This is a genomic window from Pseudoalteromonas sp. 120-MNA-CIBAN-0494, from assembly GCF_040308885.1.
GTDB lineage: Bacteria > Pseudomonadota > Gammaproteobacteria > Enterobacterales > Alteromonadaceae > Pseudoalteromonas > Pseudoalteromonas nigrifaciens.
Genome location: NZ_JBEOOE010000052.1, coordinates 1 through 13,488, shown reverse-complemented (window position 1 = coordinate 13,488; position 13,488 = coordinate 1). Strand labels below are relative to the sequence as shown.

Annotated in this window: 12 protein-coding genes and 1 pseudogene; 4 read left to right on the top strand and 9 right to left on the bottom strand. The window is 40.0% G+C overall.

Annotated elements, in window-relative coordinates; all coding sequences use genetic code 11:
• Positions 1-129: 129 nt before the first annotated feature.
• From recG to asnC, 3 genes are read right to left on the bottom strand one after another with little or no spacing between them, the layout of a single operon-like run.
• A complete protein-coding gene (gene recG, locus AAEY55_RS17335; protein ID WP_350552434.1) occupies positions 130-2,211 on the bottom strand; it encodes an ATP-dependent DNA helicase RecG in 2,082 nt (693 codons plus the stop codon).
• Between the two features lie 60 nt (positions 2,212-2,271).
• Positions 2,272-2,958 carry a tRNA (guanosine(18)-2'-O)-methyltransferase TrmH gene (trmH, locus tag AAEY55_RS17330; protein WP_089368838.1) on the bottom strand — a complete coding sequence of 229 codons (687 nt, stop codon included), beginning with the start codon at positions 2,956-2,958 and terminating at the stop codon, positions 2,272-2,274.
• A gap of 40 nt (positions 2,959-2,998) precedes the next feature.
• On the bottom strand, positions 2,999-3,457 hold the full coding sequence (asnC, locus tag AAEY55_RS17325) for a transcriptional regulator AsnC (RefSeq protein WP_011329434.1): 459 nt from the start codon (positions 3,455-3,457) through the stop codon (positions 2,999-3,001).
• A gap of 191 nt (positions 3,458-3,648) precedes the next feature.
• On the opposite strand from asnC, the gene asnA reads away from it, so the two are divergent.
• Positions 3,649-4,644 (top strand): aspartate--ammonia ligase, encoded by a 996-nt coding sequence (gene asnA / locus AAEY55_RS17320; RefSeq protein WP_089368837.1) that lies wholly within the window; start codon positions 3,649-3,651, stop codon positions 4,642-4,644.
• A 102-nt stretch (positions 4,645-4,746) separates the two neighbouring features.
• On the opposite strand, the pseudogene AAEY55_RS17315 reads toward asnA, so the two are convergent.
• The 6 genes and pseudogenes from AAEY55_RS17315 to AAEY55_RS17290 all read right to left on the bottom strand — a co-directional run bounded on the left by AAEY55_RS17315 (position 4,747) and on the right by AAEY55_RS17290 (position 11,147).
• Positions 4,747-6,353: pseudogene (locus AAEY55_RS17315) on the bottom strand (DUF342 domain-containing protein).
• Positions 6,354-6,506: 153 nt separating this feature from the next.
• Positions 6,507-6,899: a RidA family protein gene (locus AAEY55_RS17310; RefSeq protein ID WP_011329431.1), complete on the bottom strand. Its 393-nt coding sequence runs from the start codon at positions 6,897-6,899 to the stop codon at positions 6,507-6,509.
• Between the two features lie 12 nt (positions 6,900-6,911).
• The gene (gene spoT / locus AAEY55_RS17305; protein WP_086996267.1) at positions 6,912-9,020 is read right to left on the bottom strand and encodes a bifunctional GTP diphosphokinase/guanosine-3',5'-bis pyrophosphate 3'-pyrophosphohydrolase; all 2,109 of its coding nucleotides are present in this window, start codon (positions 9,018-9,020) and stop codon (positions 6,912-6,914) included.
• Positions 9,021-9,148: 128 nt separating this feature from the next.
• Entirely contained in the window at positions 9,149-9,424 is a 276-nt protein-coding gene (rpoZ, locus tag AAEY55_RS17300; RefSeq protein ID WP_011329429.1) for a DNA-directed RNA polymerase subunit omega, read from the bottom strand.
• A gap of 125 nt (positions 9,425-9,549) precedes the next feature.
• Entirely contained in the window at positions 9,550-10,170 is a 621-nt protein-coding gene (gmk, locus tag AAEY55_RS17295) for a guanylate kinase (RefSeq protein ID WP_350552429.1), read from the bottom strand.
• A gap of 116 nt (positions 10,171-10,286) precedes the next feature.
• Complete coding sequence (locus AAEY55_RS17290) at positions 10,287-11,147, bottom strand: YicC/YloC family endoribonuclease (protein WP_011329427.1); 861 nt, start codon at positions 11,145-11,147, stop codon at positions 10,287-10,289.
• 163 nt (positions 11,148-11,310) lie between these two features.
• Between AAEY55_RS17290 and rph the strand changes: the two genes are divergently transcribed.
• Genes rph through AAEY55_RS17275 form a run of 3 tightly spaced genes read left to right on the top strand, consistent with a single transcriptional unit; the run spans position 11,311 to position 13,123 of the window.
• Positions 11,311-12,024, top strand: coding sequence for a ribonuclease PH (gene rph, locus AAEY55_RS17285; RefSeq protein WP_011329426.1), 714 nt, complete (start codon positions 11,311-11,313; stop codon positions 12,022-12,024).
• An 18-nt stretch (positions 12,025-12,042) separates the two neighbouring features.
• Positions 12,043-12,687 (top strand): orotate phosphoribosyltransferase, encoded by a 645-nt coding sequence (gene pyrE / locus AAEY55_RS17280; RefSeq protein ID WP_011329425.1) that lies wholly within the window; start codon positions 12,043-12,045, stop codon positions 12,685-12,687.
• A gap of 55 nt (positions 12,688-12,742) precedes the next feature.
• Positions 12,743-13,123: a diacylglycerol kinase gene (locus tag AAEY55_RS17275; protein WP_011329424.1), complete on the top strand. Its 381-nt coding sequence runs from the start codon at positions 12,743-12,745 to the stop codon at positions 13,121-13,123.
• The last annotated feature ends 365 nt before the right edge of the window (positions 13,124-13,488 follow it).

Genomic DNA, 13,488 nt, shown 5'->3' with positions numbered 1-13,488 from the left:
ACGACATTGCCAGGCTCCAAATCGAGAAAGCCCGATTGAAAATATTCGGGCTTTTTTACGTCTGCAGAAAAGTAAAACTTAAGCTGGAAAGTACTAGGGATAATCTCGATATTGTGAAAGAGCGCAGTTTTAAGCTAGTGCGTAGTTGGATTTATTACCAAGCCATCTACTTATAAGTGCGTCTACTTGTTTTGGGTGCTGTATTAGCATTTGCTGCGCTATTGGCCTGACTTGATTTAAAGTGTGTTTGTCGCGGGTTAGATCGGCAATTTTAAATTCAGCTAAACCGGTTTGTTTAGTGCCGAGCACTTCACCAGGGCCGCGGATCTCTAAGTCTCGCTCAGCTATAACAAAACCATCGTTACTATCTCTTAACACGCCCAGACGCTTTTGTGCTGTATGTGAGAGAGGTGCATGGTATAAAAGTACACAATGCGAAGCGGTAGCTCCACGCCCTACTCGACCACGTAGTTGGTGTAATTGTGCTAAACCTAAACGCTCAGGGTTTTCTATAATAATCAAACTGGCATTAGGTACATCCACTCCTACTTCAATAACTGTGGTTGCGACTAAAACATGAATATTACCAGCTTTAAACTCACTCATAATGGCTTGTTTTTCTGCAGCTTTCATCCGTCCATGTATAAGGCTTACGTTTAGCTCTGGTAAGGCTTCTTTTAATTGCTGCGCGCTATCTTCGGCGGCTTGGCATTGCAGCACTTCTGATTCATCGATGAGCGTACATACCCAATAAACTTGCCTGCCTTGCTCATGGCAGGCTAATTTAACACGCTTGATAATATCGCCTCGACGAGTGTCTGGTAATGCCACTGTTGTTATGGGTGTGCGACCCGGTGGTAATTCATCTATTACTGAGGTCTCTAAATCGGCATAAGCGGTCATTGCAAGTGTGCGAGGTATAGGTGTTGCTGTCATTACTAGTTGATGCGGGTAACAGTCGCCAAAACGGCCTTTTTCACGCAGTGATAATCGTTGATGAACACCAAAGCGATGTTGTTCATCGATGATAATAAGCACGAGATTATGAAACTTCACCTCGTCTTGAAATAGCGCATGGGTACCGACGATCATTTGCGCCTCACCGGAGGCTACCTTTTCAAGTGTAGTTACACGCTCTCTACCTTTAGTTTTACCGCCAAGCCAGGCAACTGTTATGCCTAATTGGTTAAACCAGTTATTAAAGTTAATCCCATGCTGCTCGGAGAGAATTTCGGTAGGAGCCATTAAGGCTACCTGAAAACCTTGCGCTATAGCAGTTAATGCACTCAATGCTGCGACTAATGTTTTTCCTGAGCCAACATCGCCTTGTACTAAACGCATCATAGGGTAGGGCTGTTGTAAATCACCTTTAATTTCGGCTACTACACGACTTTGTGCATTGGTTGGATCAAAAGGGAGCTGCGCTAAAAATTGTCTTTCTAATGCGTTGTTAGGATTTAAGCTGACTGCTTTAACTTGTTGCCCTTGTTGGCGTATTTTTAACAAGCTGAGGTTTTGCGCTAGTAGCTCTTCAAAAACGAGGCGCTGCTGAGCTGGATGAGTACCTTGTTCAAGTGCAATTACGTCTATGTCGTTAGGTGGGCGATGTAATAATAGTAAGGCATCACTTAGCCCTAAATTAGAAGGTTGCCATTGCGCTGGAAGCAACTCCTCTACTGAATATTTTTGCAATAGATTAATAGCTTGATCGCTAAGTGCTCTAATTGATAATTGCTTTAAACCTTCAGTGGTTGAGTAAACCGGAGTAAGCGTTGTAGCCGTAGGCTGCTCATTGGGTGTGTCGCTTATGCTATATTCCGGATGACTCATTTCAAAGCCTACGCGCCCACGGCGAACTTCACCAAAACAACGTATTATTTTTCCTGCACTGAGGGCGTTTTTTTGTGCTGCGGTAAAATTAAAAAATCGTAGTGTAAGTCTGCCGGTGCCATCGTTTATTTGGCAAACTAGCATGCGCCTTTTACCAAAGGTGATCTGGCTTGTTTCAATTGTTGCTTCCACGCTTACATGGCTGTGTAATGAAAGCTCGTTTATAGTATAAAGCCGGGTGCGGTCTTCATAGCGAAGAGGTAAATGAAACAGCATGTCTTGTACTGTAGAAATACCTAGCTTTAGCAATCGCTCGGCCATTTTAGGGCCAACGCCTTTGAGTTCTGTTATTGGGTATTGGCTTAAGCTAGGTTTAGACAAGTTGGGCTCAAATCTTATTATTTGTAAGTGAGTTAAGTGTACTTATAGTGCGACGTGGCATCAAGCATGTTTTAAAGCTTGCCAAAACTGTTCATCAGCTACTATTTCACCGTGCTCATCGAGTACCGGGTAGGGAAGCTTTTTTAGCTTACATTGCCGAGCAATAATAGGGTGACACCCTTCAAAATAAATGGGATGTTTAATTTCATCACTCAACATATTGCGATTATAAAGCCCTGCAAGTTCGCGCTGACGTTGAGCTTCAAAGAGTATTAATGCAGCTGCAACGGATACATTTAGTGATTGAACCATCCCTTGCATGGGTATAATAATGTTTTGATCAGCGTGTTTTAAAGCTTGCTCTGAGATCCCTGTTTTTTCTTGGCCGACAATAATGGCGGTTGGCTTAGTATAGTCTATTTCTCTAAAATCAACGGCATCGGTTGATAAGTGAGTCGCGAGTATTTGTATATCGGGATTACGAGCACGCATAGCTGTTGTCGCATCGTCAATATTTTTATGTAAATGTGTTTCCAGCCAGTTTTTACTACCACCAGAGGTATTATTAGTAAGCCATTTTTGATTTTCTGGCCATACGGCATGCACGTGATGACAACCTACGGCGTCTGCACTTCTTACGATAGCGGAAAGGTTATGGTGTTTATGCACGTCCTCTAAACACACTGTTAGGTCAGTTTGTCGGCGCGAAAGTACGTCTGCGATTCTTTGATAGCGAGTTTGCTGCATGATTATCCTCTTTTTCAGTAATTATACGAGATTTTTAGTGTTAAGGCATTACTGTGCGGCTAATTGGGTTTTGTAGCGATATAAGAGTTTCTGTTGATTGAATAGCTTCAATTGCTTGTATTTTATTTATCAGTACATCTTGCAGATGATCGATTGAGCGAGTCATTACTTTGATAAAAATACTGTAGTTACCAGTGGTGTAATAAGCTTCAACAACTTCCTCTAGTGCTTCGAGTTTAATTAAGGTTTGCGGATAGTCGCGTGCACTATTTAAATTAATCCCAATAAAACAGCACACGTCATAGCCCAACTGCTTGGTGCTGATAGTTAACTGAGTTCCTGTGATGATCCCCGCTTGCTTCATTTTTTCAATACGAACATGAATTGTGCCGGCACTCACATTAAAACGTTTTGCTAATTCTGCGTAGGGTGTGCGTGCATTGGCCATTAATGCATGCAGAATCTGTTTATCGAGATTATCGATTTGATAATTTTCCATTACCTTTACACTCTTTGATTGTTGAATCTTAATGTTTTATAGCATTTAATTGATGCTTTTAATATGTTAAAGCTATTTTTATTGTGGGTTATTGAATTAAATAATTAAATTGTTACGATAACCATATTGAAGCGTTATTTAAGACGCAATGAGTTACGAAAGTACAATAACTGGGAATGAGGCCAATTATTATGAGTTCACTTTATGTGCAGCAGCAGCAGCAAATAAGTCAAGTTAAGCATTTTTTTTCACAGCAACTAGAGCAGCAATTAGGATTAATAGAAGTACAAGCTCCTATACTTGCTCGAGTGGGCGATGGCACTCAAGACAACTTAAGTGGCCATGAAAATGCGGTAGCTGTAAATATAAAAGCTATTCCAGATAGCCGTTACGAAGTAGTGCACTCACTTGCAAAGTGGAAACGTAAAACATTAGGAGATCATAGCTTTTCTCATGGTGAAGGCATTTATACACAAATGAAGGCGTTACGCCCAGATGAAGACTCGTTGAGTCCTATTCACTCAGTATATGTTGATCAATGGGATTGGGAAAAGGTGATCTGCCAAGATAGCGAGCGCACACTAACTACACTTAAACAAACAGTTGAAGCAATCTATACCGGTATTAAAAAAACGGAACAATTTGTTAGCGATAAATTTGGTATTATGCCATTTTTGCCAAGCAGTATTACATTTGTACATAGCGAAGAGCTGCGAGAAATGTACCCAGATTTTAGTGCTAAGCAACGAGAAAAAGCGATTGCACAAGAGTACGGGGCGGTATTTTTAATTGGCATTGGTGGTAAATTGAGTGATGGTAAAATTCATGATGTAAGAGCACCAGACTACGATGACTGGTCAACGCCAACCTGTGACAAATACGCAGGGTTAAATGGTGATATTTTAGTGTGGAACCCATTATTAGAAGACGCATTTGAGCTATCTTCTATGGGGATCCGCGTTAGTCCAGATGTGTTGCAAAAACAATTAAGTATGACGAGTGACGAAGACCGTTTAGAGTTTGATTGGCATAAGGCATTAATACAAAATAAATTTCCGCAAACAATTGGTGGCGGTATTGGTCAATCTCGTCTTGTTATGTTGTTATTACAAAAACCACATATTGGCCAAGTACAAGTGAGTGCATGGCCGCAGCACACTCATGCTGCATTCGATGGCTTGTTATAAATAATAAAGCCAATTAGCATAACTGCTTGGGCAATTTAACAAATTTAAATAGCCCCTTAGTTAAGTAGGTTGATTTAATGAGTGCTTCAAAAGCACTCATTTTTAATGCGTTTTAAATTCTACCTCAATTTTATTATTTTGTAGCTTTACACTACACGGAGGATAAGTTCGCGTTGTTTTGAGTACTTTATCAAAAATATGTATCACTACACCTGAATGTAAAACACTGTTAACTGCTAAATTGGCATTATTCAATAAATCATGTAAATTATTTTCTAGGTTTGATAAGCGCTTTTCTAACTGCTCGGCTTGTTGGCAGTAATGCTGTTGAGTCGCGCCAATTTTCCCAATAAGCATATTCTTTTTTCTATATCCTTAAGTAAATCGGCTTTTTCTAATGCGGCTTGTAAGGTATCAAGTTGTTTATCGGTATTTGCTAAGTCTTGAAAGCAATTATCGGTATCAGCAGTGATTTCGGCCCCCGATGCAGCTAAGTTAATGACCATTTTTGCCCCCGATTCATTGCCTATTTCCCCAGCAATAAGGGTTGTTGCATTTAGCACTTCTCCGCCAAACAGCCTACCCTTGGGGAGCTCTGCTTGACCAACTTGTAGTAGATTAACAGCCTTTATTGAGCAGTGACTTGCTTGGCGTTCAATGAGTATATTAGTTGCTTCAAGGTAGCTATATTGTGCATGTGAAATATAGATGTCACCTTTACAGTTGAGCGTGCAAGAGAGTGATTTATCTTCAGGTTTATAATGGCCAATAATCCCTTGTTTTACGGTAATGTTACCATCGGCTGTTAACTGTGCAGACTCAACAGTACCAAAAATAGTAATATCGCCTTTAGCCTTTACTCGCATACCTGGCTCAATGTTGCCACTAACAATAACGCTGCCATTAAAATCAATATGACCACTTTTTACTGTAACTTCCGATATGGTAAAAATATCATCAACACGCATGCCATTATTTATTTCAACCGGTACACCAGCAATAGTAGAGACAAGTTCAAGTGGGTTAGATTTTGATATTTCAGTGCCTTCACCAGAAACTAAAGAAAGTATCTCGCCTGATTTAGCTGGGAGTAAGTCGCCAAGTACATTAAACCCTTCTTTACCTGGCGTGGCTGGTTGCTGGCGAATAAGTGTTTCGCCGGGGCTTACACTGGCTAATTTACCAAAGTCGCGCATATCAACACTGCCATCATCTTTTAGTTTTGGTATTTTTAGACGATCTTTAAGGGTTTTTACTAAAGTATTAAATTTAGTATCTTGGCCATCAATAGGTAATCTGCCTTTAGCCAAAATGCCTTTAGTTGAGCTTCCGGCCGGCATTTCAAATTGTTTTTGTAGGAGTTTTTCTAAAAAAGCTTGTTTATAACCTCTTGCTACTCGCGCTTTTACCAGCTGCATTTTTGCATCATCTAAACTAAGAACATTACCGCCTTGAGCTAGTGTTAATTCGCCAATAGCGAGCATTTTGTCATCACTAATAGTCACACTTAATGTTGCATCGCGCTTAGTTGCTACTACTAAGATAGGCTCAGGGTTTTTACTTTTAAAAAAATTATTAATAGAGTCATAATCTATTTTACAATCACAAAAATTCGACTCTTCTAGTGCTTCAATTATAAAAGCGGCTGAAGGGGGCGAGTGCTTACCGATATCAAGTAATACATTTCCGTTATGAGCAAGCTTAAACACGAGTTAATCCTTTTTACTATCAAAGTTAAGTTTGTTTATGTGACAGAATAATAGAGTGCTAGAAATTTACTTTTGAGTCAAGAATTGAGGATAATAATGCGCAGGAAGTAGCAGAATAAGAGCTATAGCTTTGGCTATAGCTCTTAGAATAAATTAGTTAGTTGAAGGTAACTCCATAATTCCATCAATTTCAACTTGTACATTTTTAGGTAAAGCTCTTACACCAATAGCTGCACGGGCAGGGTATGGTTTTTTAAAGTATTGGCTCATTACTTCGTTAACTATTGCAAAGTTAGATAAGTCGGTAAGGTAAATATTCACTTTTACTAAGTCTTGAATTTGACCACCTGCTTCTTCACATACCGCAGCAATATTTTTAAATACTTGGTGTGTTTGCTGCGCAAAGTCTTCTGATATGACTTCCATCGTCTCAGGTACTAAGGGTATTTGACCAGATAAATAAACAGCAGTGCCTACTTTAACTGCTTGGCTATAAGTGCCAATTGCAGCAGGTGCTTTGTCGGTAGAGATAAATGCTTTATTCATGTGTTTCCTATTTTACTTTTTACGATAGACTTTTTGCACATCAGGCATCACACGAATGCGACGCATAATATTAGCAACATGGATACGGTTTTTAACGGTAATCCCTAAATCTATCACGTATAAATTACTTTCTTTTTCATCGGTGGCAATTTCTACAATATTAGCTTGTGTTGTCGCAACCACATTAGTTAACTTAGCGAGTGCACCTTGGTGGTTAATAATTTCAACACGTAAAGCCGCAATATATTCTTTTTCAGGGTTGTCATCCCATTTAACCACTAAGTATTTAGAGCGATCATTTTCCCACCCACGAATGTTTTTACATTCTTGGCGATGAACTGTTAGTCCTTTACCTTGGCTGATGTGTGCAGTAATAGCATCACCAGGAACAGGGCGGCAGCATTTAGAATAGTTAACTAGCATGCCTTCAGTACCAATAATGGTTGCTTTGGCGTGCTTGGCAATATTGGCTACATCACCATCCTCGTTTTGCAATAAACGTTTTGCAATTAGCATACTCATTAAATTGCCAGAACCAATCTCAACTAATAACGCTTGTACTGTAGTGAGCTCATGCTCTTTAAGTACTCTGTCGATATTTTCTTGGGCAATACTGTCGAGCTTACTTTCACCCAATGCAGAATCGAGTAAACGTCGGCCTAAAAGGAGTGCTTCTTCGTGATGCTGGCTTTTAAGGTAATTACGAACCCCTAAGCGCGCTTTACCTGTAACAATAAAGTTTAGCCAAGTTGCATTAGGGTGAGCGCCAGAGCTGGTAATTATTTCTATCGTTTGCCCTGTATCAATTGGTTTACTCAACGGGTAAGGTTTGCGATTAACACGTGCGCCAACACAAGTGTGGCCCACGTCAGTATGCACCGCATAAGCAAAATCAACCGCTGTTGCGCCCATAGGTAGCTCAATAATACGACCATCAGGTGTAAATACGTAAATTTCTTCAGGGAATAATTCAGTTTTTACATTTTCAACAAACTCAAACGACGAGCCAGCGCTTTGCTGTAACTCTAACAGGCTTTGCATCCATTGGCGTGCACGTTGCTGTGCAGTACTTCCAGCGCCACCATCATTTGCTTTTTTATACATCCAATGTGCAGCGACCCCTTTATCTGCCATATGATCCATGTCATGGGTACGGATCTGAATTTCAACCGGAATCCCATGCGGACCCACTAAAGAGGTATGTAAAGACTGGTAGCCATTGGTTTTTGGCACGGCAATATAATCTTTAAAGCGTGTTTCAATTGGTTTATATAAGTTATGTGCTACGCCTAAAACGCGATAACAGGTATCCATAGATTCAACCGCTATTCTAAACGCATAAATATCCATTACTTCATTAAATAACAGCTCTTTATTAAGCATTTTTTTATAAATACTATAAATATGCTTTTCGCGGCCAGACACAGTTGCCTTTATTCCTGATTGCTCAAGACGCATTTCTATTTCGTTTTGAATGTTAGAAATAACTTCCTTGCGATTACCTCGTGCTTTAGCTACTTCAGATTTAAGTGCACGATGACGCATCGGATATAAAGCCTGAAAACCTAAGTCTTCTAGCTCATTTTTAATATCATGAATACCTAAACGATTGGCTATTGGCGCATAAATTTCTAATGTTTCGCGGGCAATACGGCGGCGCTTATCAGGGCGTAGTGAGCCTAATGTGCGCATATTGTGCGTACGATCGGCAAGCTTGATTAAAATAACCCGAATATCTTGGGTCATTGCCATAATCATTTTGCGGTAATTCTCAGCTTGGAATTCTTTTTTATCTTTAAAGCTAAGTTTATCGAGCTTACTTACCCCTTCAACTAATTCAGCAACAGTATCACCAAAAATTTCAGCTAAGTCTTGCTGGCTAAAATTAGTATCTTCAATAACATCATGCATCAACGCAGCCATAAGTGTTTCATGGTCAAGATGCATACTTGCAAGAATTTGGCTTACTTCAACAGGATGAGTTATGTAGGGCTCGCCACTTGAACGAGTTTGTCCTTCATGGGCCTCTCGGGCTACCACATAGGCTTTTTGCACCAGCTCAACGTCGGCGGCTGGCAAGTATTCTGAGATTTTCTTTTTAAGACCTTCAAAAAGATACATTCACACTCCAATGTTCTTGTGAAGCAAATAGGAAACGGTAAGTTAAGAATATACGATGAAAAGACAGGATTGCCAACGGCTAGTGAAGAAATACTGCGCCGTTGGCTAAAATCAGACCGGGAGGTCGATTATTGGTTGCCACCAACAATAGCAGCAACAGCAGCTAATTCAGCTGCTTCTTGATGTTGTTGCTCTTCACGATCAATAACGTCCATTGATGAGCTATCTACCAAACCTAATTCAATTTCACGTAAAGCAATTACCGTAGGCTTGTCGTTTTCAGGGTCTACTAGTGGTCTTTTACCACCAACAGCAATTTGACGGGCACGACGGGCCGCAACTAAAATTAAGTCAAAACGATTACCAATTGCATCTACTGCATCTTCAACTGTTACGCGGGCCATCTCAGCACTCCAAAATAATTTAAAAGCAAAGGCGTAGTTTACTGCAAGCAGCCTGTTTCGCCAATAGCCAGTGGTTAATTTTTATCTGTTTTACTTGCTTAATAGCAATATAAGCAAAGCTTACATTATTTAAGTAAGCTATTTAGTAAACTTTGATGACGAACGCTTTGCATTTTTAATGTTAAACGCTGCGCCATAACAATTGTTTCTATGTTGGTTAGTGCAGTATCAAAGTCATCATTAACAATTACAAAGTCGTATTCGTTGTAATGTGACGTTTCTGATTGCGCTTGTGCCATACGCCCAGCAATAATTTCTTGCGAGTCTTGGCCGCGGTTATTCAAACGTTGCTCTAGCTCTGCCTTTGAAGGCGGTAAAATAAAAATAGTTTGTACACTAGGCATAATTTTACGCACTTGCTGCGCACCCTGCCAATCAATATCTAAAAACACATCAATACCAGCATCTAGTTGCGACTCAATAGCTTGTTTTGAAGTGCCATAGTAGTTATCAAACACTTGCGCCCATTCAAAAAAGTCATCTTTAGTTATGAGTGCTTTAAATTCATCGGTTGATACAAAATGGTAATGTACACCATTCTCTTCACCAGGTCGTTTAGCGCGAGTCGTGTGTGATACAGATACCTTCATATCCGTATGCTTTTTCAATAACGCATTTATTAAGCTTGATTTACCCGCTCCCGATGGTGCCGATAAAATAAATAAGTTTCCGCGAGTTTGAGCCATGTTTTTCTCTATCTAAAATAAATAGGCTTGAGTTATAAATAACTCAAGCCTTTAATAACACTATTGCACTTTAATTAACTCTTAGTGCTCAATTTTAAGGCTTGAACATTAAAGCATTACTCAATATTTTGGATCTGCTCACGCATTTGCTCAATCAGCACTTTTAGCTCTACAGCGGCAGTAGTAATGTCACTATTGATAGACTTAGATGCTAATGTGTTTGCTTCGCGGTTAAACTCTTGCATCATAAAGTCTAAACGACGACCACATGCCCCGCCTTTTGTAAGAATTTTTTTGGTTTCTTTAACATGCGACTTTAAGCGATCTAATTCTTCAGCCACATCTTGTTTTTGGGCTAAATAAATAAGCTCTTGTTCAAGGCGTGATTCGTCAATATTAGCCGTTAAATCTTCGAGTTTTTGCGCTAACTTTTCGCGCTGCCATTTGGCAATTTCAGGCATGTGCGTTTCTACAATAGCTACTTGCTCTAAAATAGCTTCAAGGCGAGTAGCTATCATCTCTTGTAGGTTTTCACCTTCATCACCACGTGCAGATTTAAAATCTTCTACTACTTGGTCAAAGCCTGCAATAAGTGCAGTATTTACACTATCCATATCAAGCTCTTGTGCTTCCATAACACCAGGCCAGCGTAGTATATCAACTGGGTTAATGTCACCATCACTGTGTTGTTGTACCCACTTAGCACTATTTATTAGCTGCTCTGCAAGTGCTTCATTAATTGACAGCTCGCCAACATGCGCAGGGTTTGCTACAAACTTTAAGAAAACTTCAACTTTACCGCGTTGTAAATGTTTACGTAAGCGCTCACGAATTACTGGCTCCATGCCACGAAATTGCTCTGGGGCACGAATAAATGTTTCAAGGTAGCGCTGGTTCACTGAACGAACTTCCCAAGTGCCGGTGCCCCAATCGCCTTTTATTTCGCGACGCGCGTAAGCAGTCATACTGTGGATCATGGATAGTTTCCTAAAATTAATAAATACAATATTACAATGATTATACCGTAACACTGCTTAAGCTCTAGGGAAAATTTAATAGACTGAATATTTTACAATCAGCATGGCATCTACACCGACATGCACTTATAATGTCGCAAATTCTGAATTAAGGGGATCGTCAATGCGTCCAAGCGAAAGAACAGCTAACCAAATTAGACCTGTTACATTTACACGTAATTATACTTTGCATGCAGAAGGCTCAGTACTTGTTGAGTTTGGTAATACTAAGGTGCTTTGTACTGCCACAGTTGAATCGGGTGTACCTCGTTTTATGAAAGGCCAAGGTAAAGGTTGGATCAATGCAGAATACGGTATGTTACCGCGTGCAACGCACACACGTAATGCCCGTGAAGCGGCGCGTGGAAAACAAGGCGGTCGTACTATGGAAATTCAACGCTTAATTGCGCGTGCACTTCGTGCTGCTGTTGATTTAAAAGCGCTTGGCGAAAACACTATTACTATTGATTGCGATGTTATTCAAGCTGATGGCGGAACACGTACCGCATCTATTAGTGGTGCCTGTGTTGCATTAGTTGACGCACTTACGCATATGCGTGCTAAAGGGATGATCAATTCAAACCCACTTAAATACATGATTGCAGCAATTTCGGTAGGCATCTATAAAGGCCAAGCCATTAGTGATCTAGAGTACATAGAAGATTCAGCAGCAGAAACCGATATGAACGTCATTCTGACCGAAACCGGCAAAATTATCGAAATTCAAGGAACTGCCGAAGGTGAACCGTTTTCGTTCGACGAACTCGATGAGTTACTTACATTAGCTAAGCACTCTATTCGTGAAATTATCGACGTACAAAAGCAAGCATTAGCATAACGCAAAGGATCACTGTATATGAAAGATTATCAAATAGAGTTTATTGAGTTCGCTTTAGAAAAGCAGGTATTAAAGTTTGGTGAATTTACTTTAAAGTCAGGCCGCACTAGCCCGTACTTTTTTAATGCTGGTTTATTTAATACAGGACGAGATTTAGCGCGTTTAGGCCGTTTTTATGCTGCAGCATTAGAAGATGCCGCCATTGAGTACGATGTATTATTTGGCCCTGCTTATAAAGGTATTCCTATTGCAACAACAACCGCAGTTGCTCTAGCAGATCATTACAATAAAGATGTACCTTATTGTTTTAATCGTAAAGAGAAAAAAGCACACGGTGAGGGTGGCACATTAGTAGGCTCTGAACTTAAAGGTAAAATCATGCTAGTGGATGATGTGATCACCGCCGGCACTGCTATTCGTGAGTCGATGGAAATTATCGCAGAGAATGGCGCAGATCTAAGTGGTGTATTGATCGCCCTTGATCGCCAAGAAAAAGGTAAAGCCGAGTTATCAGCTATTCAAGAAGTTGAACGAGACTTTAATACCAAAGTCATCTCTATTGTAAAACTAGCAGATCTAATTAGTTACCTTGAAAGCCAAGGGACTATGGATCAGCATTTAGCCTCAGTTAAAGCTTACCGCGACCAATACGGTGTAGCGTAAATAAAAGCCTCGCAATGCGGGGCTTTATTTTGACCTTCATTTATAGAGTTTATTAATGAAAGATGTATTAAAACCAAATGGCCTCGGTCTCAAGCGTGTTTTTAAAGCAAGCTATTGTTCGTACCTTGGCTTTAAAGCCGCGTTTAAAGAAGAAGTCGCATTTAGACAAGAGCTACTCCTATGCATTATTTTGTTACCACTATCATTTTGGTTAGCTTCGTCATTACTTCATTGGGCACTACTTGTTAGTACGCTACTGATTATGCTTATAGTCGAATTATTAAACTCCGCAATTGAAGCCCTAACCGATCGGGTAAGCACAGAGCGGCATGTATTATCAGGTAGAGCCAAAGATATGGGATCTGCTGCAGTAACACTTGCATTGTCGATCGTCGTGATCATCTGGGGCATTAGCCTTTATATAAAGATCGTTTAACCCTACTTTTAAATATGAGAAGGTATAAAAATATCTTTAGTTGTTAATAGCTTGCTAGTTATGTTGTATTTTTAACGTGTTTAGCTCAAATACTCAGCGAACAGCAGTTTATTTCAAGTTTTCTTTAAAAAACAGTTGATCTGTTTTCGGATCTCCCTATAATGCGACCCCACTGAGAAGGGATATGGCGACGCGTAGCGGACGATGCATAGCAAGGCAGCAACTACTCAGAGAGTTAAATAAAACTTCGGTTTTAAATCTTCCAAAAAGAAAGTTTAAAACAAAGTATTGACTCGAAAAATAAAGGATGTATTATACGCATCCCTTGAGACGCTAAAGCGACTCAAAACGTTCTTTAACAATAT